This window comes from Brevibacillus sp. AG, from assembly GCF_028369215.1.
GTDB lineage: Bacteria > Bacillota > Bacilli > Brevibacillales > Brevibacillaceae > Brevibacillus > Brevibacillus porteri.
In genome coordinates this window covers 351,094-372,667 of record NZ_JAQMYO010000001.1, presented here as the reverse complement: position 1 = coordinate 372,667, position 21,574 = coordinate 351,094, and the positions used below count along the sequence as shown (strand labels likewise).

General features: G+C 44.0%; 19 protein-coding genes and 1 pseudogene. All 20 read left to right on the top strand.

All coding sequences use genetic code 11. The features are described from left to right. Positions 1-99 precede the first annotated feature (99 nt). The 20 genes and pseudogenes from POF51_RS01660 to POF51_RS01565 all read left to right on the top strand — a co-directional run bounded on the left by POF51_RS01660 (position 100) and on the right by POF51_RS01565 (position 21,517). On the top strand, positions 100-852 hold the full coding sequence (locus tag POF51_RS01660; protein ID WP_069844974.1) for a GNAT family N-acetyltransferase: 753 nt from the start codon (positions 100-102) through the stop codon (positions 850-852). A 422-nt stretch (positions 853-1,274) separates the two neighbouring features. Next, positions 1,275-3,464: a catalase/peroxidase HPI gene (gene katG / locus POF51_RS01655; RefSeq protein WP_271753466.1), complete on the top strand. Its 2,190-nt coding sequence runs from the start codon at positions 1,275-1,277 to the stop codon at positions 3,462-3,464. 329 nt (positions 3,465-3,793) lie between these two features. After that, on the top strand, positions 3,794-4,579 hold the full coding sequence (locus POF51_RS01650) for a hypothetical protein (protein WP_069844972.1): 786 nt from the start codon (positions 3,794-3,796) through the stop codon (positions 4,577-4,579). Positions 4,580-4,671: 92 nt separating this feature from the next. Beyond that, on the top strand, positions 4,672-5,457 hold the full coding sequence (locus tag POF51_RS01645) for a hypothetical protein (RefSeq protein WP_069844971.1): 786 nt from the start codon (positions 4,672-4,674) through the stop codon (positions 5,455-5,457). Positions 5,458-5,545: 88 nt separating this feature from the next. Next, positions 5,546-6,199: a response regulator transcription factor gene (locus POF51_RS01640; protein WP_271753462.1), complete on the top strand. Its 654-nt coding sequence runs from the start codon at positions 5,546-5,548 to the stop codon at positions 6,197-6,199. After that, the gene (locus POF51_RS01635; protein WP_271753460.1) at positions 6,200-7,633 is read left to right on the top strand and encodes a sensor histidine kinase; all 1,434 of its coding nucleotides are present in this window, start codon (positions 6,200-6,202) and stop codon (positions 7,631-7,633) included. 209 nt (positions 7,634-7,842) lie between these two features. Further along, positions 7,843-8,052 (top strand): annotated as a pseudogene (locus POF51_RS01630) (DUF1801 domain-containing protein); the annotation flags it as partial. 237 nt (positions 8,053-8,289) lie between these two features. Then, positions 8,290-8,748: a ribosomal maturation YjgA family protein gene (locus POF51_RS01625; protein ID WP_271753458.1), complete on the top strand. Its 459-nt coding sequence runs from the start codon at positions 8,290-8,292 to the stop codon at positions 8,746-8,748. 84 nt (positions 8,749-8,832) lie between these two features. Continuing rightward, on the top strand, positions 8,833-9,444 hold the full coding sequence (locus POF51_RS01620) for a DUF4304 domain-containing protein (protein ID WP_271753456.1): 612 nt from the start codon (positions 8,833-8,835) through the stop codon (positions 9,442-9,444). Positions 9,445-9,708: 264 nt separating this feature from the next. Continuing rightward, the gene (locus POF51_RS01615) at positions 9,709-10,179 is read left to right on the top strand and encodes a hypothetical protein (protein WP_017248562.1); all 471 of its coding nucleotides are present in this window, start codon (positions 9,709-9,711) and stop codon (positions 10,177-10,179) included. Between the two features lie 519 nt (positions 10,180-10,698). Further along, positions 10,699-11,013 carry a heavy metal-binding domain-containing protein gene (locus tag POF51_RS01610; protein WP_069844966.1) on the top strand — a complete coding sequence of 105 codons (315 nt, stop codon included), beginning with the start codon at positions 10,699-10,701 and terminating at the stop codon, positions 11,011-11,013. A gap of 3 nt (positions 11,014-11,016) precedes the next feature. Then, on the top strand, positions 11,017-11,241 hold the full coding sequence (locus tag POF51_RS01605) for a hypothetical protein (RefSeq protein ID WP_017248564.1): 225 nt from the start codon (positions 11,017-11,019) through the stop codon (positions 11,239-11,241). A gap of 261 nt (positions 11,242-11,502) precedes the next feature. Further along, positions 11,503-12,144 carry a hypothetical protein gene (locus POF51_RS01600; protein ID WP_069844965.1) on the top strand — a complete coding sequence of 214 codons (642 nt, stop codon included), beginning with the start codon at positions 11,503-11,505 and terminating at the stop codon, positions 12,142-12,144. A gap of 451 nt (positions 12,145-12,595) precedes the next feature. Further along, positions 12,596-13,270: a response regulator transcription factor gene (locus tag POF51_RS01595; RefSeq protein ID WP_069844964.1), complete on the top strand. Its 675-nt coding sequence runs from the start codon at positions 12,596-12,598 to the stop codon at positions 13,268-13,270. After that, on the top strand, positions 13,267-15,087 hold the full coding sequence (locus POF51_RS01590) for a HAMP domain-containing sensor histidine kinase (RefSeq protein ID WP_271753452.1): 1,821 nt from the start codon (positions 13,267-13,269) through the stop codon (positions 15,085-15,087). The genes POF51_RS01595 and POF51_RS01590 overlap by 4 nt, the downstream gene beginning before the upstream one ends. 114 nt (positions 15,088-15,201) lie before the next feature. Further along, entirely contained in the window at positions 15,202-15,888 is a 687-nt protein-coding gene (locus tag POF51_RS01585; protein ID WP_069844962.1) for a GDSL-type esterase/lipase family protein, read from the top strand. 21 nt (positions 15,889-15,909) lie between these two features. Further along, the gene (locus POF51_RS01580; RefSeq protein WP_069844961.1) at positions 15,910-17,316 is read left to right on the top strand and encodes an MBOAT family O-acyltransferase; all 1,407 of its coding nucleotides are present in this window, start codon (positions 15,910-15,912) and stop codon (positions 17,314-17,316) included. 14 nt (positions 17,317-17,330) lie between these two features. Then, positions 17,331-18,470, top strand: coding sequence for a DHHW family protein (locus tag POF51_RS01575; protein ID WP_069844960.1), 1,140 nt, complete (start codon positions 17,331-17,333; stop codon positions 18,468-18,470). A gap of 5 nt (positions 18,471-18,475) precedes the next feature. Beyond that, on the top strand, positions 18,476-18,949 hold the full coding sequence (locus POF51_RS01570; RefSeq protein WP_069844959.1) for a DUF4358 domain-containing protein: 474 nt from the start codon (positions 18,476-18,478) through the stop codon (positions 18,947-18,949). A gap of 612 nt (positions 18,950-19,561) precedes the next feature. Continuing rightward, a complete protein-coding gene (locus tag POF51_RS01565; protein ID WP_271753446.1) occupies positions 19,562-21,517 on the top strand; it encodes a GTP-binding protein in 1,956 nt (651 codons plus the stop codon). Positions 21,518-21,574: the final 57 nt, after the last annotated feature.

Here is a 21,574-nt window from a genome sequence, read left to right as displayed (position 1 = left end):
TTTCATGATCACCATATTTTCAAAAGAATCAGAGATGTAAATAACCTTTACTATAATACGCAATAAATCCCATCGACCTTATGAAAGGAAGTGTACATAATGACAGGTCAAGTAAGTAGTGTACCTGTATTTTCACAAACGATCACTGACTTTTGGCGGGAGCAATTTTTGAACGGTGACGTCCTCTATAGCGATGAATCCTTTACTGTTGCCATAAATCCTACACTTGACGAAGTAAGTCGGGTCATGATGCTGGAAACCTCCGACGGGCGTGTTATGGCGGTCTTGACACCTGCGCTGGCTGATAAGATAGGTCTCTTTCAACAACAATCCTTGTCTGAGTCGACCTTTCGCCAGAAATTGAATGAAGCGGGCATCACACTGCATGGCGCAGATTATCTTTTTTATTTTTCAAAAGCGGATAAGAACGTATTGCTGCATGAAAATCTGGAAGGTAACTTGCGCCGGCTTACCGAGCAAGATGAGGCTGTTTTCTCCGAGTTCACATCTTCCGCATCGGAACAAGACTTGGACGACGCTTATGTAGAATTGGATCACTGGGCGGTGTTCGGCTCTTTTGAGCAAAATTGCCTGGCTAGCGCTGCCAGTATGTATCCATGGGAAGTGGATCTGCAAATTGCGGATCTCGGCGTACTGACGCTGACGTCCTTTAGAGGAAAAGGCCACGCCCGCCAAGTGGTGCGTTCCATCTGTAAATACGCCTATGGTCAGGGATACGAACCACAGTACCGATGCCAACTCGATAACCATGCGTCTACTGCCTTGGCGAAGGCAGCGGGTTTCACACTGTTTGGAAAATGGGAAGTGATTTCTCCGGATTCTACTGACTGAGAATCCCATGTCATGTCATAGTGCTCGAACCATTCTTTTTGATCACATGGTAGGAAGACATGATCAACATAAACAAGGATGCGAAGTTGAAACGATTACGCACAAAAAGCCCACACATTCTGTGAAGAGGAGAATAGTGGGCTTTTTGTGATGGAAGAGAGGCTATCGAGCTGGTGACAAGATCATAATCTAGCCGGTCCCTGCATACGTTAGAATCAGCCATTCGGAAATGAAAGAGTTCATATATTTTATCGTGTTCTTACGATTCCCTCTCTGCCTGCAATACGATGCCAATTACTACTGTCCATAAATCCTTAAGAAGAAAAAAGCAAAAAGATGTTGATTTCTATTGTTAACTGCTATATAAATTAATTAGAAGTATTATTATTTAATACTTAATTTAAATGACGGGAGAGGGACAAATGGACTCTATGGCAACTGCTAACACTGGAAAGTGCCCGTTTTCGCACGGTAGCACTACGAATCACAACCCAAGTGCTACGTCGAATAAACACTGGTGGCCCAACCAGTTGAACTTGAACATCTTGCATCAGCATGACAGAAAATCTAACCCTATGGGCGAAGACTTCAATTATGCAGAAGAGTTCAAAAAGTTGGACTACCAGGCTCTAAAGCAGGATCTTTATGATCTAATGACAAACAGCCAAGAGTGGTGGCCTGCCGACTACGGACATTACGGGCCATTATTTATCCGTATGGCTTGGCACTCCGCTGGTACATATCGTACAGGTGACGGACGTGGAGGTGCTGGAACTGGCACACAGCGTTTTGCTCCACTTAACAGCTGGCCAGACAATGCCAACCTTGATAAAGCTCGTCGACTGCTATGGCCGATCAAGCAAAAATATGGCAACAAGATCTCTTGGGCCGACTTGTACATTCTAGCAGGTAATGCTGCTATTGAATCCATGGGTGGGAAGACAAGCGGTTTTGGAGGCGGACGCGCGGACGTTTGGCATCCAGAAGAAAATATTTACTGGGGCGCTGAAAAGGAATGGCTAGGCGATAAGCGTTACTCCGGCGATCGTGATCTCGAGAATCCGCTTGCTGCTGTTCAGATGGGTCTTATTTATGTGAACCCGGAAGGTCCGAATGGGAATCCAGATCCGCTTGCAAGCGCTCGCGACATTCGCGAAACCTTCAAACGCATGGGAATGAACGATGAAGAAACCGTTGCACTCGTGGCAGGTGGCCATACGTTCGGTAAGGCTCACGGCGCAGGAGATGCTGCTCTTGTTGGACCAGAACCGGAAGCTGCTCCTGTGGAAGCAATGGGCTTAGGATGGCAGAGCACACACGGTTCCGGTAAAGGTCGCGACACCATCAGTAGCGGTATTGAAGGTGCCTGGACTGCGAATCCAACTCAATGGGATAATGGTTTCTTTGAACTACTGTTCGGCTATGAATGGGAGCTGACCAAGAGCCCTGCAGGTGCACACCAGTGGGTTGCAGTAAATCCTGCTGCTGAGCATCTTGCACCAGATGCAGAAGACGCATCCGTTCGTGTTCCTACCATGATGACCACTGCGGATATGGCCTTGCGTATGGATCCAGCATACGAAAAGATTTCTCGTCGTTACTATGAGAATCCAGAGGAGTTTGCAGATGCATTTGCAAGTGCATGGTTCAAACTCACACACCGTGACATGGGGCCTCGTACAAGATATTTAGGTCCAGAAGTTCCAGCAGAAGATTTTATTTGGCAAGATCCTGTACCTGCTGCTGAGTATGAGTTAACCGATGCAGATGTAGCTGAGCTGAAGACACAGATATTAGACTCGGGCCTTACCGTCAGCGAGCTGGTAACAACGGCTTGGGCTTCCGCTTGTACCTTCCGCGGCTCGGATATGCGTGGCGGCGCAAATGGTGCTCGCATCCGTCTTGCTCCACAGAAGGAGTGGGAAGTAAATGAGCCTAAAAAACTTGAAAAAGTACTTACGATCCTGGGAGTCATTCAAGAGGACTTCGGCAAGAAAGTCAGCTTGGCCGATTTGATTGTACTCGGCGGTAGCGCCGCAGTCGAAAAAGCTGCACAAGATGCTGGCTTTGATGTAACGGTTCCTTTTGCTCCTGGACGTGGCGATGCAACCCAAGAGCAGACAGATGCAGAAAGCTTTGCCGTGCTCGAGCCAATCGCTGATGGTTTCCGAAACTATCAGAAGAAGCAGTACCGTGTAAGCCCTGCAGAGCTCCTGGTAGACAAGGCACAGCTACTAAATCTTTCGGCACCAGAAATGACTGCACTCGTTGGAGGTATGCGTGTTATTGGTACAAACCACGATGGCACACAACACGGTGTATTCACGGATCGTGTAGGTACACTCACAAACGACTTCTTTGTTCACTTGCTAGACATGGGCGTACAGTGGAAACCTGTAGACGGAGGCGTATTTGAAGGACGTGATGGCCAAACAGGTGAAGTCGTGCGTACAGCGACTGCAGTTGACCTCGTATTCGGTTCAAACTCTGTTCTGCGTGCCATTGCAGAAGTTTATGCGCAAGACGATAACAAAGAAAAGTTTGTGCGTGACTTTATAGCGGCATGGGTGAAGGTAATGAATGCAGATCGTTTTGATCTTAAAGAAGCATAATTTGAAAATATAAAGCAAAGAACAGTATTTGTTGTTGGATACTGTTCTTTGCTTTATATTTTCTATAAGTAATAGTAGAAATTGATTCGGTTACGATGTTCTACTCTCATTCATTGGTAGGAATGTGAAAACTGCTCTTGAAAACCATCTGAAGTAAGCCTCCAGGTGGTTTTCAATCTTCTCTGTAACAACGAACGAAATAGTTTTTATAGAATTTACAACTTGGAGACAACTGAAAGATACTTTTAACATATGAACGCTATATTCTATTAACTGTAACAAGGGTTTCGTGCCCAAACCAAAAACAAAAAATTTCAGGAGGCATTACCATGAATAAAAAAAATATTCTCGTTTTGTCAATGGCACTAACAATTGTAGGCGGTGCTACAGCAGCCGTATTTGCAAGCGATAACGCGATTAATTCTACTAAAAACAAAGTCGTAACGTTGGCAAGCAAAGAAGGAAATGACACAAATCAAACCACTACGAATGATGTAGTCAAAGTAGCAAATGGCAAGATTAGTGATGAAGAAGCGGTAAAAATGGCAACAAAAGCTCTAAAAGACTATATGGGGCTTGACGCGAAATCTTTTGGTGAGGCGCATGTAAATCGAACGAACAACCAAGAAGACTTTAAGTTCTTTATGGATCTATATTCAAAAGAAGATGCAGCTGTATTAAAAGAAAACGCCAAAAAAGATACGGCAGATGTTATCGTTGTACAGTTTGTTCGGGCTGAAGACTTAAACCAGCCAATGACCGCTTCTAATCGCATTGTCATGAATGAAAAAACAGGGGAAATTGTTTCTCTAACTGCTTTCACTGATGAAAATCGAAGCTCAGAGACAACAATCAATGATGCGAAAGTTAAATCTGCGGTTATCAGCTTTTTTGATCAACAACAGAAAAAGGTTAAGGAAAATACGATGAAGGTTAGTAAGAGTGCTAGTTCCGGAACCGTACGTGTTCTTTGCGCTCTGGAAGATGGAAGAGATGTAGAGATGACAATTAGTCTGAAGAATTATTCAGTATCTAGTTATGAGATTAATTATGACAGACTAATTCCTCTACCTTCCGAAGAAAAAGATTACCGTGAGAATTTCAGAGAAATGTAAGTAAATGAAGATATTGTAGGACGGATAAGATAGAGTAAGTGCCCGAAATGATACTTACTCTATCTAACCCAAATATCCCAGGAGGCATTACCATGAACAAAAAAAATATTCTCGTTTTGTCAATGGCACTAACAATTGTAGGCGGTTCTACAGCAGCTGTATTTGCAAGCGAAAACGCGGTTCATTCTACTAAAAACAACGTCGTAACAATGACAAGTAAAGCAGGAAATAGCACAAATCAAACCACTGTAGCCAAAGTAGCAAATGGAAAGATTAGTGATGAAGAAGCGATAAAAATGGCAACCAAAGCTCTAAAAGACTATAGGGGTCTTGACGCGAAATCTTTTGGTGAGGCGCATGTAAAGCGAACGAACGCGCAAGAAGACTTTAAGTTCTTTATGGGTTTAGTTTCAAAAGAAGATGCAGCTGTATTAAAAGAAAACGCCAAAAAAGATACGGCAAATGTTATCGTGGTACAGTTTGTTCGTGCTGAAGACTTAAACCAGCCAATGGGCGCTTCTAATAACATTGTCATAAATGAAAAAACAGGTGAAATTGTTTCTTTAACTGCTTTCACTGATGAAGATCGAAGCTCAGAGACAACAATCAATGATGCGAAAGTTAAATCTGCGGTTATCAACTTTTTTGGTAAACAACAGAAAAAGGTTAAGGAAAATACGATGAAGGTAAGTAAGAGTGCTAGTTCCGGAACCATACGTGTTCTTTGCGCTCTGGGAGATGGAAGGGATGTAAAAATGACAATTAGTCTGAAGAATTATTCAGTATCCAGTTATGAGATTAATTATGATAGACTAATCACTCTACCTTCCGTAGCAAAAGACTACCGTGAGAATTTCAGAGGACTGAAAGTGAATTAAAAAATTGTAGGACTGATTAGATGGAGTAAGTGCCCAAATTGGTACTTACTCCATCTAACCGTTACAAAAGGAACGAGGTAAAAACTGAATGATAAAAATTTTAGTGGTTGAAGATGATATCGCAGTAGCAAATTTAATAAAATTGAATTTAAATACGGCAAATTATGAAAGTACAATCGTTTTTGATGGAGAGGAAGCCCTAAATATTATTGAAAGAGATCGTTTTGATCTCATACTTTTGGATGTGATGCTTCCGAAAGTTGATGGATTTACTTTATTCGAAAAAATTAAACCTTTAGGGATACCTGTCATTTTTTTAACTGCGAAAAGTTCGGTCACAGATAAGGTGTATGGATTAAAAGCGGGAGTAGATGACTATATGACGAAACCCTTTGAAGGAATTGAATTGCTGGCCAGGATTGAAAATGTATTAAGACATTACAATAAAAAAAGCAACATCATAAATTTTAAAGACACAGAAGTATACTTGCAAGAAATGAAGGTGAAAAAGAACGGTGAAATGATTGAGCTTACCTTGAAAGAGTTCGAGTTATTGGTGTTTTTAGTACAAAATAAAAACATCGTATTAACGAGGGAGAAAATCATAGAAAAAATTTGGGGATATGACTACGTTGGCGAGACTCGGACGATAGACAACCATATACAAAAGCTAAGAAAAAAGCTGGAATGGAAAGATGAAATTAAAACAGTATTTAAGTTGGGATATAGGCTGGAGGAATAAATGAAATTTTGGCAGAGGATATTTTTATGTACATTAATCATATTTGAAATCTTTTTTGTACCAGCATCCATATACCTGATTAATAGCAGCTTTGAACTCAATCTCAATATGGAGATCCGTTCCGGGATAAGTGAACAGGATCGATTTGCTAACTCTTTAGAATCAAATCTATATCTGCTTAAAGTTCAAAAATCTTCAAACCCGGATGCTGAAGGAGTTGGCAAACCAAGCATCGATTCAATGATTCGTACCTACTTGGACAACCTTGGAGAACAGGATGTATATCTGGATGTAATAGATGAAAAAAACAAAGTTATTTTTAGTCATTTTAAAAATAACAAGATAACTCTTACTCATCGTGAAGAATTAAACATCCCAACCGATAAAGTAAATTACATCATACGGGATCTAGGGGAAAAGACGTACTTATTTATAGCTAAGAATATTTATTTGGAAAATAATCACTATAAGCTTTCTTACGTGAAAGATATTTCGAGTGTTTATGAAAATAGAAAAGACTTATTAAGCCTTTTAATCAAGTTAAATGCTCTTATCTCAGCAATTTTGGTCATCGTTACCATAACAATGAGCAAGTTTATAGTAAAACCGATTAATAAACTTATCAAGTCAACAAGAATAATTGCAGGCGGGAATTTCAGCGAAAGAGTCATGGTCAAATCGAAAGATGAAATCGGGTTGTTAGCGGAAAATTTCAATTTGATGGCCGTTGATGTAGAAGATAAAGTAAACCAGCTTAAAAGATCTTCAGAAGACAAACAAAGGTTTATCGATAACCTGGTACATGAACTTCGGACTCCTTTAACTTCGATCATAGGCTATGCGGATTATTTACGAACGAATAAATATGATGAAGAGACTTATATCAACTCATTAAGCTTTATCTATGAAGAAGGAAAGCGGCTAGAGAAACTGACATTTAAGCTTATGGAGCTCATTGTTTTGCGAAAAGAAGATTTTGAGTTAAAAAAGGGAAAACTTGACGAACTTTTTGTGGAAATCAAACATTCCTTTATTCCAAAGCTGAGCATAAAGAATATGGATCTGGAAATATCGACGGAGCATCTGAGTGTTTTAATGGATAAGGATTTGATGAAAATTTTACTTGCAAACTTGGTAGACAATGCGATTAAAGCATCGAAGAACAACGATAAAATACTTCTGCGTTCTTACAGAGATACTGAGTCGAAAATTATTCTGGAAGTGAAAGATACAGGGATCGGTATTCCTGATGACGACATAACAAAAGTTTTTGAGCCCTTCTTTATGTCCGACAAATCGAGATCGAGAGCAAATGGAGGAGGCCTCGGGCTCGGGCTTTCATTATGTAAGGAGATCGCTAACATTCATGACGCTGAAATAAGAATAGAAAGTAAGCTCGGAGAAGGTACACTTATCCAATTGGTTTTTAACTAGTAGATGAAGAAAGCTTTACCGTACTTGAGCCAATCGCTGATCACGGATTGTGTAGGTACACTCACGAGCACCTTCTTTGTTAACTTGCTAGACAGGGAGTACAATCTGAAAATGTTAAAGTCTGGTTTCAGGATGAAGAGATTCATGATTAATGAAACGTTGGATGATCCTAAAAAAACCTGATTCCCTGAATCCAGCGCTGAAGTAGCTTTAGCGTTGCCAAACATCATTTGGCTGTTTCTCCAGAAAGGGCAGGGATTATTCATTTTTCTGATGAAATTGTGCAGGCTGGTTATGATCACACCAAAGAGTTGGTACGTATCCGGTGGGATCGTCCGGTTGATTTCTCATTACTTGAGAAAATGATCGAATTTAATATCTTGGATAAGGCAGACTGTTCAACTTTTTGGCGGAAATAGCTCAACATCATAAAACAGATCACTTGATGGGTATAGATACCAGTAAGTGATCTGTTTTTATACCAAAAAGATCGCAATGCAAAGTGAAAAATTTGCAAAGTAGTAAGTAAACGAAAATACGTGGTGGCGATAACGTAGCTTAATCTTGTTGTTCACTGAAAATAATGTTTTAGACTTAAAAATAAAATGTTAGACTGTGAAAAAAATAGATACATAAAAGAGGAAGATTGATGGTGTATGCACAAAGCCGAATGGAAGTACTACCGGACGATACCTATGAACATAAGTAACGAGCGCTCCGCGTGTCGATGGAGAGAGAGGGTCGCCTATATCGTGGCCGTTTTTGTTGTCATGGCTTTGGGCTTAGGGTCCAGAGCATTCGCTGATGTGTTGCCTGTCTTTGTAGCTGAGCATTTTGGCGATGCATTATGGGCGTGCATGATCTACTTCGGCTTTCGCACATTTTATGCTCATAAAAAGATTTCTTTCGCGCTGTGGTGGAGCCTCGCGTTTTGCTTTGCGATCGAGGGCAGCCAATTGTATCAGGCCGATTGGATCAATTACCTCCGAGAGACAACTATGGGGGCGTTGGTATTAGGAAAAGGCTTTTTGACGGCGGACCTTGTGCGGTACACTGCGGGAGTTGCCGTCGCTTCTCTGCTCGACCTTGCTTGGCCTCGGCGTAAGCACTCGTGATTTTTGGCGGAACAACGCCAGCAGAATGCTTTTACAAATACATATTTGAAACAAAAAATCTATAATAAACTCCTAGGAGGGATCATGTTGCAGCAGCTCTTTAACGATATGATTAAACAGGACGTAAAGCCCTTCCTTTCCAAGCATGGCTTCGCAAAGAAGAGTTTGAATTTCCATAAGAGTACAGAAAACCTCATCTACATGTTCAACTTCCAAAAATCTGCTGGCAATGCAGCGGACAATGTCATGTTTTATGTGAACTGCGGCATTTATGCAGCGGAGTTGGCACAAATACAGTCGCGAGAGATTCTAACAGCACCTCAAGAAGCGGAGTGTCATTTCAGAGCAAGAATTGGAGAAATGGTTGAGTCTGCTCCGGATCGATTTTCAATCACTCCTGATACGAATATGGATGATGTAAGAAAAACGCTGCTAAGTGGATTAGAAAAGGTTATTCATTTCTATGATACGATGACCAGTGCCAGATCCATTGTTGATTATTACACTTCAGGTCCATTTTTACATCTGAGCGAAGAAAGCTTTCATTTGCTCTTACAATCTAATGATGTAGTAGCGGCTAAACATTATTGGAAGACGTTGCAGGAAAAGTACGGAACAGAAAAGCGATGGACCATATTCGAGAATAAATACACGGCCATCTTCCATAAATACGGTGTGGAATTTGATAAGCGATAAGTCAGCATTGTGATCGCAAGTGAGAAACGATTTGGTGGCGGTGGAAAAATCTTGATGATGCCTTACCCCGTTATGACATGAACCTAATGTAAACGTTCGTTCAATAAGAACAGCGGCCAGTATAAGACTTTATTTTCAGGTCTTAGCTGGCCGCTGTTTCATTTTGTGGAGTTAGTCTAAAACCAGTTTCTGGTAAAATAGGCGAACGAATAGGCGGAAAAACCATAACGTAAAGTGTATCAAAGCCAATGGAGGAGGGAAATTATGTACGGGTGGTATCCACAAGAGGGTTATTATCCAATTTCGGCGGGAGAAGGCAGACGCTACAACGATTACGAATTACTGAGACACATCGCCAGATTAGAGCGACGTTTGGCAGAAGTACAAGAAGCCTTGTCAGCATGTATGAAAAAGAATGACGGATTAAAAAAGGATTTAGAAGTTGTTAGACTGCAAAGCCCAGTGCAAACTCAAAATGATCAAACCTATCAACAGCCAGCAGTCGATAAAGTAAATGTCAAATGTATAGCAGCGACAGGGACATCGGTAACCTTTGAGATATCGGAAAGAAGATTAACATTTGATAGCGATTATTATGGTAAATATGTAGGCGAATATACCCCTGGAAAAGTATACGCAGCCATGGCGGATTATGGTGCGGGGCAAATCTATCTAACCATTAAGGATGATAATGAAATTTGGCATACATTTAGATATTCACGTTTCGAATCGTAATTGACAAGTTGTTGTCGAGTGATGTAACCAAGAATACTGACTGTGTGTTGCCAGAAAATGCTTATGTCACTCGACATGATACATACTTCGGAAAGTGCTATGTAATAAAATATTTAGACAAACCAAATAAGAAAGTACAGAAACGTTATGGGAACTCAAGTGCTTATTTATGTTCGATTTCTTGACGAATTACATGCCAAAATGCGTTACGTGTGGTTTCCATCAACTTTCATCAGCGTTATCTTGGGCGTTGAAACAACATATGGCTGTCTTCCTTATCGTCAAGCCCATCAGTCGAGCCAAAGATCACTGGGTGTTCTATGGCTTTCTGTCGTCTTTTTACGGAGGGGTTTGCTAAGAAGTGCTCATGCGTCTGGGTTATGACTGTTTTGGGCATCTTGTTTGGCTTCCTATATTGGCGATATGGTGTAGAAGCTGCGATCATTAGTCATATTAGCGCTGACATCGTGCTACATGTGATCTTGAAAAATAAAACATAGAAAGTAGGAGAAGCAAGTCATAGTTGTAACTACAGAAAACATTCCAGGATATCGTGTCGTTGAAGTAAAAGGAACCACATTCGGTTTAATCGTTCGAGCACGCGGAATTGGCGGAGACATCATGGCAGGTCTTCGTTCATTAGTTGGTGGAGAAATCAAGGAATACACGTTGCTCCTGGAGGACGCGCGCAAACAAGCGCTTGACCGCATGATTAAAAACGCAACTGCCATGGGAGCTAACGCTGTGGTAATGTGTCGTTACGACTCTGGAAATATGGGAAATATGGGGGAAGTTGTCGCGTACGGTACAGCAGTTGTCGTTGAAAAGGTGTAATGAATGATTTATGTTGTTTATTACATTGTGTTTCAGATCTTGCTTTTCATCACCTTGCTAATCATTTCCAAAATAAAGGACAAGCGACTGCACCAAGACCACGGAGAAGTCGTCCCGCCCGGATTTGAGCCCACGAATGAAGTGACGATCGATCCGGTAACGCAGGAAAAGCGTCGTGTATACTTCAATCCGAAGACCGGGGATCGCTATTACAAAATTGAAAAATAAGCGATGAGGATGACTGTCCAGCTCATGGGGGCAGGAAAATATGGAGATAGTAGAATTAAGTAGAAATGAGCCAAATCTTGTTAGCTGACAAGATTTGGCTTTTATTGTGCGCCCAGCAAGGACGATAGCTCTAGGGTGTAAGTCCCGAACGGGGTTTGTTGAACCATTGACAAAATATTTACAAATTATTTAATTGCCATATTTTGGAAAATATAATAGCATATAGCTGTATGAAACATTACCTAATAGGAGGGATTTAAAATGAAAGGTGTAATCAAGTTAATAAGTGCTTTAACAACGTTCGTGTTGGCATTCATTGCATTAGGGTCAGGTCCAGTATCAGCGAATGGGACAGGTTCACCAGTAGCATATTTGTGCGAAGATGCAGACTATCAAGGTTACTGCTTAGGTCTATACGCGGGCACTAGAATTAATACACTTGATGAAAAATTCTTCAATGACAAAGCTTCCTCGATCAAGATTTTAGATAATCGATACAACGTAACTGTTTTCGAACACTTAAATTGGACTGGACGTAGCACTACTTATTTGTTCAGTGATCGTGACATGAGTGACGAAAAGATTGGGAACGATGAAGCTTCTTCTCTTTATGTTTCTGGACATCAAGAAGAGCTAAATGGAGTTTACTTGTACGATAACTACGGAATGAGCGGCGATTGGATCAAGGTTACCTCAAGCGCGAGCACTATCCCACTTAATGACAAGATTTCGTCCATTCGTATCGTCGGACCATATGATATAACGATATTCGAACATGCAAACTTTACTGGAAGAAGTTTGAGTTTTAGTGGTAATGCTTATCTAGAGGGCACCACGATTCCTGATTTGGTTCCCCACGGATTTAACGACATTACATCAAGCATATTAATCACAAAGCGCTAATAAATGAAAGTTCTTCATGTCTTTGCACTCCATTTTTCTTCATTGTCAACTAATAAAACAACAGGTACATCCATCGTTAGCCTACGAGATAATAAATAGAACCATCCAATAGGAAAAAGTGACCATTCATTTGGTCACTTTTTGTGTTACACCCTTTAGGTTTTGTTGTTCGAGTATCCTATCTAGGTTATCAAAATCCGATTATCATCAATCCGGCAGGAAAGGTTTTCATCTGATATCACGATACCGGTGAGATCAAGTTAGTAGCGGATTCATTCGAGGAGCTGATCGAGGAAAATTTTTATGAATAATGAAAAGTCCCATTCGCTAGACCATTTGCCAAGCGTCCATAACGACCTTTTACAGTACTGCCATATTGTGACGACCCCAAACTCATGATAACATTCTAAAAAATATCTTTTGGAGAGATAGAGGACGAGAGGTCATTAGCATGACGAAAACGATACTGATAGTGGAAGACCAGCAGGTTTTGCGAGAGATTATGAAGGAATACTTGATGGACGAAGGATACGAAGTGCTGGAAGCGGGGGACGGGAGTCAGGCGCTGACGTTATTTCAAGAGCATGAAGTACATTTGATCATTCTGGACATTATGCTGCCGGAATTGGACGGGTGGTCAGTATGCAGACGCATTCGCAAAGTTTCCAACGTCCCCATTCTGATGTTAACAGCTCGTGCGGATGAGGATGACACGTTGCTTGGATTCGAGCTCGGAGCGGACGATTATGTGGTGAAACCGTGCAGTCCTCCCATCCTGCTGGCACGCGCCAAACGGTTGCTGGAAAATCGGCAAATGCACGAACCGGGGGATATGTTGTCCGGCGGCGGGATTACGATTCAATTGCCGTCCCGAACCGTTTCGATTGAGGGAAAGAACTATAGCCTGACGCACACGGAATTCGAAATTTTGGCCTACTTGATGAAAAACAAAGGCATCATCCTCACCAGAGAACAGCTCCTTACAAAAATCTGGGGTTACGACTTTGACGGCGAGGATCGTACGCTCAGCAGCCATATTCGCAATTTGCGTTCCAAGCTGGGAGAGCATGCGAAGCATATCGTCACTGTTGTTCGTTCCGGTTATAAATTCGAGGATCGGCCATGAGAACAAGCATTGTACTCAAGCTGTTTCTCCTCACAACGGGATTATGCCTGTTTGTGATCGCGAGTATTTTTATCGGACAAACCGTATTTTTCGAGCAGTTTTATGTGCATCAAAAGGTAGAGAAGGTGAAGGAAGCCCTTCAATTCTATCGGCAAAACGAGTTGACTCATGCCGGGGATTCCCAGGATGAAGTCAGGAAGGAACAGGAGTTTTATCAAAAGACGAATGCCTGGTTTGCTCGATTGGATGATAGAGGTCATTTGAAATACACCGACGATTTCGAGATGGAGGTCCGGCTAGAGCACTCGGACGCCACCCCTGCTCTTTCTGGCAAGTCGATTGTCGTTCCGCTGTACACGGTCATGGATGTGGAGGATGTAAGCGCTGATAACCCCTTCATCGATACCTTTGTGAAAGTGGGTCAACAGATTGCCATGGAAGGGATCATGATCGATAATCAATGGTTTCCGCAGCGGATCGGGAGGAGTGTCTCCAATCTCAGAGAGGAAAATCGACTAGAGAATCAGCAACTCGTCAAAAAAGAGTATGAGGTCGTCCCGAGATTCAAGAGTCCTACCGAATACCATGAGCGTTATCCCAGCGTACTGGTGCACGGAACCATCACACAGGTCCGGACACCGCAAGGCGCGGATGTATCCCGTTATACGAACCGCTTATTTCTTGAACGGGTGAAAGCTTTTCAAGCAGATCTGCTATACGGGGATTATGTGGAGCAAACAAGCACCATAACGAACTACAATGAGAACGATATGGACTACAAAATATTCGTAGAGCGCGTGACCGATCCAACAGGGAATCCCGCCTATCTATTCGCCATGACATCATTGCAGCCTGTAAACGAAGCTACAGAGGTCATGAGAAATTATTACGGCTACATCCTTGCAGGTACCTTGCTGCTCGTTCTGCTCGCCTCCTTCTATTATTCCCGCAGAATAGCAGCTCCTTTGCTCCGCATGGACGACATGACCCAAAAAATGGCCAAACTGGACTTCTCTGAAAAAATTCCGATCAAGACAGAGGATGAGATCGGCAGCCTGTCACGGAATATTAATCGGCTTTCGGATATGCTGCATGCCCATATTGTTCGGTTGGAGCAGGATATCGAGAAAGAAAAGCGGCTGGAGCAAACGCGTAAAGAATTTATATCTGATGTGTCGCATGAGCTGAAAACTCCGCTCAGCGTCATGGAAAGCTGCCTTTACATTTTGAAAGATAAGGCGGAAAGCCCAAAGCGGGACTACTATTTTGCTGCGATGGAAGATGAAGTGAAGAAGATGAACCTTCTAGTTGCGGATATGCTGGAATTGGCAAAATATGAATCCGGTACGTATAGAATGCAGATGGATTCGTTCCGAATTGATGTGGTACTGGAGCAAATCTGCGTAAAGTTGGCACCGGACCTCTCCGGCAAGCAGTTGCAGTTGCACAACCGTTTCGCCCCAGTCGAAGTCATCGCCAATCAGCATCGAATCGAGCAGGTGATCGTGAATTTCCTGACAAACGCCATACGCTACACGCCGGAGCAAGAGGACATTGTCATTTCGGCAGTTGAAGGGGAGGATACCGTCAAGATTTGCATCGAAAATAAAGGCGTCCATATTCCGGCCGAGCAATTGGAGAAGATATGGGATCGTTTCTACCGCGGCGAGCACTCCCGCAACCGTGCGACCGGAGGAACCGGATTGGGCCTGGCGATCTCCAAGCAGATATTAGAACTGCATGGGTCGTTCTATGGGGCAACGAATACGGAGGAAGGCGTCTTGTTCTATTTTGAATTAAAGAAAAAGAAAGTGTAGAACCTTGGTTCTGCACTTTCTTTTATTGCATTTCTACCCAATCTGCATACGATCTGCATCTGATCTTGATCTCCGACGATTACTCTTTACCTTGTTCAAGAAGAAAGGGGAAAGATGAAAGTGCAAAAGAAAATGATGGGTATTACACTGATCGCAATGGTAGCCTTATCGGTTGCGGCATGCGGCACCAATGGACAACCACCTGCTTCCGAGATGACTAGGCAGGCCGTAGACATCTCCACTCCGGAGCAAACCTCATATGCATCACAGTATCAAACAAGCGTTTTTCTCGGAGATTCGATTACGGAGGGATTGTCGTACCATGATGTGCTGAAAGACGAGAACGTGCTGGCAGGTGCAGGGAAAACGGCTGAATTCGCGCTACAAGATATAGACGAATTGGTCAAGCGAAAGCCCGATCATATTTTTATCCAGCTAGGTTCGGATGACATTTTATGGCCGACCGACAATCCCAAGGAATATTCGTTGTCGTATTACGGCCAATTGATCGATCTCATCAAAGTAAAGCTTCCAGAGGCGTCCATCACGATATTATCCGTTACCCCGGTTACGGCAGAGGCAGAAAAAGCGGAGCCCCGTTATCGAAATATCGGCGACTACAATAAGGGACTGAAGGAGCTGGCAAGCAAGGTACAAGTCGGATTCATCGATGTGTCGTCAATCGTGTCCGCTCATCCTGACATGTACGATGCGGACGGCATTCATTTCCAAGCCGAGTTTTACCCGATCCTGCTCGATTACGTAAAAGATGAGCTGGGTCGTCAGAAGAGCGCAAAATAGCGGCGCGGGAGGAAGCGAACGTTGGTATTCAGCAGTCTGATATTCCTATTTCAATTTCTGCCCGCCGTGCTGCTCGTTTATTATGTGTCGCCCAAGAAGCTGAGAAATGTTGTTCTGTTCGCAGCGAGCCTCATCTTTTATGCATGGGGCGAACCAGTTTATATCATCATCATGATTTTTACAACCGTATTTGATTATATCAACGGGCTCGTGATCAACAAGTACAGTCACCGCAAGCCGATTGCCAGAGCAGTGTTGCTCGGCTCTATTTGCGGAAGTCTGGCGATTCTCAGTTTCTTCAAATATGCCGGGTTTGTCGTTTCGAATGTGAATGATCTATTCGGTCTGCATATACAAGTGGCTGATCTGCCACTGCCCGTCGGTATTTCCTTCTATACGTTCCAAACGATGTCCTATGTAGTCGATGTATACCACGGTAAAGTGCCGGCACAACGAAATATCGTTGCTTTCGGCACTTACGTCACGATGTTTCCCCAACTGGTCGCAGGTCCGATCGTCAAATATGGGGATATCGCGGAGCAACTGGTCTTTCGTAAAGTGACGCTGGAACAGTTCGGAGAAGGGGCGGAATGGTTCATCCGGGGATTGGCCAAAAAAGTGCTGCTAGCCAACAATATCGGACTGCTATGGACCAACGTGAAGTCGACGCCGATGGAGGACTTGACTGTCCTCTCCGCGTGGCTCGGCATCCTGGCGTTTACGTTTCAAATTTATTTCGATTTCAGCGGGTATTCAGATATGGCGCGCGGGCTCGGCAAAATGTTCGGTTTCGAATTCCCAGAAAACTTCAAGCATCCGTATATTTCACGAAGCGTTACAGAATTTTGGCGCAGATGGCATATTTCCCTCGGTTCCTGGTTCCGGGAGTATGTCTATATTCCGCTCGGCGGCAACCGGATGGGCTTGGGAAAGCAGTTCCGTAACCTCTTGATCGTATGGTTCTTAACCGGTCTGTGGCATGGAGCGAGCTGGAACTTTATCGTATGGGGCTTGTATTTTGGCTGTTTTGTTGCGTTTGAGAAGCTGTTTTTGCTGAAGTGGCTGAAGCGTTGGCCGAACTGGGCAGGACATCTCTACACGCTGATGATTGTCGTTGTTGGGTGGGTCCTTTTTGAATTCGAACTTTTGCCTTCCGCGTGGATGTTCATCCGTGCGATGTTTGGTTTCGGGGGTCACGAATGGGTGGATCGCCAGGCGCTCTACGACCTGACGACGTATGGCGGATTGCTCGTTATGTTGGCCTTGTGCGCGACACCGCTGCCCCGGAAAGGATTGGAGCAGATGAAAGCCCGATGGAATTCGGTAGGCATGATCGCTGCTTTGGCACTTTCTATCATCAGTTTGGTTTTGTCGTCAGCTTATTTGGTCTTTGAGGATTACAATCCATTCTTATATTTTCGGTTTTGAGGGGAGGGAGCAGTTTGACCAGATATGACAAACGCACGCGAGCCGTGACGGGCTTGTTGTTCTTGCTGCTTATCCTCATGGTGGCTGTTTTGAACATACTGACCCCTGATCAGGCATTTTCGGAATCGGAAAACAGGGTGCTCGAGAGCAGGCCGCCTTTTTCACTGCGATCACTACTGGCGGGGAAGTTCACATCAGATTACGAGACCTATATCACCGATCAATTTGCTTTCCGAGACGTTTGGATCGGGCTAAAAACGGATGCGGATCGTGTTATGGGCAAAAAGGATAGCAACGGTGTTTATCTGGGTAAGGATGGGTACCTGATTCAACATTTCTCATCGCCGCTGGACGCCGAGGTGAATGACAGAATGAAAGCCATTCATTCTATTCACCAGACAGCGCCCGACCTTCGCAAGTACATCATGCTGGTACCGACCGCCGCCGCGTTGCTTCGGGATGAACTGCCCGCCTACGCACCAATTGGTGACGAACATGCTGCTCTGAATCGAGTTCGGCAATCGCTTCAACCTGATATTCGCTTCGTTGATGTCTATCCCGCGCTGTATGCCGGACGCGAAGAAGCCATTTTTTATAAAACGGATCATCATTGGACAAGCAAAGGCGCTTATTATGCTTATCGGGTGTTGTGCAAGCAGATGGGGATTGTTCCAAAAGACGAAGCTGCGTTCAACATCCGACAGGTGACGGATGCGTTCTACGGATCGCTCTATTCAAAGAGCGGATTCCGTCATCTACAGCCTGATCGAATTGATCTTTATCTGCCGAAAGAGGAAAGCAAAAAGAAGGTGGAGTACGTGGACGAAGGCCTTACCGCGGATTCCTTGTACCAAATGGACAATCTGTCCAAAAAGGATAAGTATGCGCTATTCCTGAACGGCAACCATGCACTGGTCCGAATCACAACGGATCATCCGGACGGGAAGAAGCTGCTGATCGTGAAAGATTCGTACGCCAATAGTCTGATTCCCTTTTTGGCCGAACACTTCACAGAGATCGATGTCGTTGACCTTCGCTATTATGAGGAATCCGTAACAAAGCTCATACAAGATCGGCAGTTTCATGACATGCTATTCCTTTACAACGTCAAAACGTTTTTTGAAGACACCTCTATTCTGAACATTATGGAGTGAATGGAATGAAGCGATTTTTGTCTGTACTGCTTATGTTTGCTATCGGAATGGGCATATTGGCCGGATGCTCCAGTGGCGGGGGGACTGCCGAAGAACTTTCGGCCTCAGAAGTGGGAGAAAGAATTCAACAAACAGTAAGTTTTCAGGATATGAAGCAAGGGGATCTGGAGAAACTGCAAAAGTTGTATCAGATCGAGACAGGAAAAGTAGAGGATTTCATCCTGTACACGGCTTCATCCAATGTGAAAGCGGATGAACTGGCTGTGATCAAAGTCAACGATGCGAGCGACACCGAGTATATAAAAGAAAAAATACAACAACGGATCGAGGCACAAACAATCAAATGGAAAGACTATCGCCCAGAGGAGTATTTTCTCATCGAAAAACATGTTTTGAAGACGAAAGGGCCGTTTGTTTTATTCGCGGTGTCGAAAGAGGTTGATCAAATAGAATCTGTGTTTGACGAAGCTCTGAGGTAAAGTCACGATGACAAATCCTTTTGGCATAGGATGTAAATGAGTGTAGCTACACAGAGACTCTTAACTATAAAGGGACCTCTCCTGATTCTGACAGGGTGGGTCCTTTTTCTGACAAACCGCCCTCATGCGTAGTATTTTGTAACAAAAGAAAACGGTAACCCTATTAGCTACCGTTTTCATACAGACCCATTTATCTTACTCGGATAAACACCAAAACATTATCTCTTGATAACACACGTTGGAACCCGTTATTCAAAAGACAACGTGAAGCAGGACCCACACGTCTACCAATCATTAAAAATCGGTTACATGGTGCGGCACTTCCAATGATGCTAACGTCGCGAATAATTCGCCTTCGTACGCCATTCACTCTGATACGTCTAAATAGTATCACTACCACGTCAGTCATATTAATCACCTCGCTTCTCTCTGCATGATATAGAGCATGCAAATGGGGGAAGCTTGGCAACTGATACGAGCCTATACTAAATGAAAATGTGCGAATCGATACGGCAATTTACAAGAAAGTGTTAGTCAACTATTCTTCTTCTCCATTCTTATGTTTTAATGAGAAAAGAAATGGCAGTCGAGTAGCTATGGAAGAGGGATAACATGAAGCGTCTAACGATCGGCTTGTTTGCCCATGTGGATGCGGGCAAGACTACTTTCGCCGAACAGTTGCTATATCATACGAACAGCATCCGGTCACGGGGCCGGGTGGATCATCAAGATGCCTTTTTGGACAGCCACGATATCGAGAGGAAAAGAGGCATTACCGTGTTCGCCGATCAGGCGGTTATGCACCATAAGGGCGACGTTTATTATTTGATCGACACGCCAGGACACGTCGATTTTTCTTCCGAGATGGAGCGGGCGATTGGGGTAATGGATTACGCTATCGTGATTGTCAGTGCGGTAGAAGGTGTCCAGGGTCATACCGAGACAGTCTGGCAGTTGTTGCGCAAACATCGGATACCGACATTTTTCTTCATCAATAAAACAGATCGCATAGGCGCGGATGCCAGCAGGACGGAAGAGGAGATACGCAGTCAGTTGACAAGGGATGTCTGTTCCGTCAAGGACAACTTCGCCAACGGTTTCGTCGGTGAGGGGCTACGGGAGATGATGACGGAGCGGAACGAGTCATTGCTAGAAGCGTTCATAGAGGAAAGGGACGATCAAGCTTTTTGGCTGGGTGCCTTGCAGGAGATGATACAAGATGGGAGTCTTTTCCCCTGCACCTGCGGCTCGGCACTGCAGGATGATGGCGTTGTAGAGTTCCTGAATCAACTGTCCTTGTTGACGACTGCGTCTTATAACGAGACGGCTCCGTTCGGGGGGCGCATTTATAAAATTCAACACGTTGCAAACGGGTTGAGGTTAACGTTCGTCAAAGCGCTGAGCGGCAAGCTGAAGGTACGGGAGCTGCTTAGCTATGAGAGCGGTGGACTGCGATACGAAGAGAAGATCACACAAATCTTCATGTTTAATGGTAGGAAATCACACTCGGTTGAACAAGTAGCTGCCGGCGATTTGTTTGCGGTCGTCGGCTTGTCCGAGGCCGAAGCTGGACAAGGGGTGGGGCTCTACTCAGACAAGTTTGCTTATGAGACTGAGCCGACACTACAGTCGAAAGTACAGTTTGACGGTTCGCTTCACGTGCAGCAAGTGCTCGGTGCGTTTCGCATTCTGAATGCGGAGGACCCGTCTCTGAATGTGGTTTGGGAAGAGAGTTTGCAAGAGATTCACATTCGCGTCATGGGTTTGATCCAATTAGAAGTGCTGGAGCAGGTTGTGAAGGAACGCTTCGGTTTCGTGGTCTCTTTCGGACAACCAGAAATCTTGTATAAAGAAACGATACAGTCTGCTGTGACGGGATATGGACACTTCGAGCCGCTCAGGCATTACGCGGAGGTGCACATCCTGCTTGAACCGGGAGAGCGAGGCAGCGGAATCCACGTCACTAGTGTATGTCATCCTGATGAACTGAGTATTAACTACCAGAATCTGGTTCGGTCTCATCTCTACGAACGGGAGCATCATGGGCTATTGACAGGCATGCCAGTCACCGACATGAAAATTACGCTCCTAAGAGGCCGTGCGCATAACGAACATACGCATGGGGGCGATTTTCGTGAGGCCACCTTCCGCGCGCTGCGGCAGGGCTTGGAGAAAGCGGAGAATATGCTGTTAGAACCCTATTATGACTTCAAAATAAAGGTGGGAATGAACGAGATGGGGAGGGTACTTTCGGATATTCAGCGTGCCTCAGGTTCGTTCGAGCCACCGCAGATGTCGGATACGCATGCGGTGATTACGGGAAGGGTGCCCGTAGCAACATTCATGAATTACAGTACCGAATTCGCTTCTTTCACCCATGGACGAGGCAGCATCCGCTGTGTATTTGGCGGATACGATCACTGCCATAACGCTGAGGAAGTGATGGAAAGGAAAAGCTATGAAAAGGATGCAGATCCGGTTTATACATCCTCCTCGATCTTTTGTGCCAAGGGGGCAGGCTACTCGGTACCGTGGGACGAGGCAGAAGCCAAGATGCATCTGCTCTAAGCAGAACTGAACAGGGCTGTATCAAGATTTTCAACGGTTATTTTCAATACGGAGGGG

Bases quoted from the DNA above. Each gene is read 5' to 3' on its own strand.
- POF51_RS01660 (WP_069844974.1), top strand. From the start codon at position 100: ATGACAGGTCAAGTAAGTAGTGTACCTGTATTTTCACAAACGATCACT.
- katG (WP_271753466.1), top strand. From the start codon at position 1,275: ATGGACTCTATGGCAACTGCTAACACTGGAAAGTGCCCGTTTTCGCAC.
- POF51_RS01650 (WP_069844972.1), top strand. From the start codon at position 3,794: ATGAATAAAAAAAATATTCTCGTTTTGTCAATGGCACTAACAATTGTA.
- POF51_RS01645 (WP_069844971.1), top strand. From the start codon at position 4,672: ATGAACAAAAAAAATATTCTCGTTTTGTCAATGGCACTAACAATTGTA.
- POF51_RS01640 (WP_271753462.1), top strand. From the start codon at position 5,546: ATGATAAAAATTTTAGTGGTTGAAGATGATATCGCAGTAGCAAATTTA.
- POF51_RS01635 (WP_271753460.1), top strand. From the start codon at position 6,200: ATGAAATTTTGGCAGAGGATATTTTTATGTACATTAATCATATTTGAA.
- POF51_RS01625 (WP_271753458.1), top strand. From the start codon at position 8,290: ATGCACAAAGCCGAATGGAAGTACTACCGGACGATACCTATGAACATA.
- POF51_RS01620 (WP_271753456.1), top strand. From the start codon at position 8,833: ATGTTGCAGCAGCTCTTTAACGATATGATTAAACAGGACGTAAAGCCC.
- POF51_RS01615 (WP_017248562.1), top strand. From the start codon at position 9,709: ATGTACGGGTGGTATCCACAAGAGGGTTATTATCCAATTTCGGCGGGA.
- POF51_RS01605 (WP_017248564.1), top strand. From the start codon at position 11,017: ATGATTTATGTTGTTTATTACATTGTGTTTCAGATCTTGCTTTTCATC.
- POF51_RS01600 (WP_069844965.1), top strand. From the start codon at position 11,503: ATGAAAGGTGTAATCAAGTTAATAAGTGCTTTAACAACGTTCGTGTTG.
- POF51_RS01595 (WP_069844964.1), top strand. From the start codon at position 12,596: ATGACGAAAACGATACTGATAGTGGAAGACCAGCAGGTTTTGCGAGAG.
- POF51_RS01590 (WP_271753452.1), top strand. From the start codon at position 13,267: ATGAGAACAAGCATTGTACTCAAGCTGTTTCTCCTCACAACGGGATTA.
- POF51_RS01585 (WP_069844962.1), top strand. From the start codon at position 15,202: ATGAAAGTGCAAAAGAAAATGATGGGTATTACACTGATCGCAATGGTA.
- POF51_RS01570 (WP_069844959.1), top strand. From the start codon at position 18,476: ATGAAGCGATTTTTGTCTGTACTGCTTATGTTTGCTATCGGAATGGGC.
- POF51_RS01565 (WP_271753446.1), top strand. From the start codon at position 19,562: ATGAAGCGTCTAACGATCGGCTTGTTTGCCCATGTGGATGCGGGCAAG.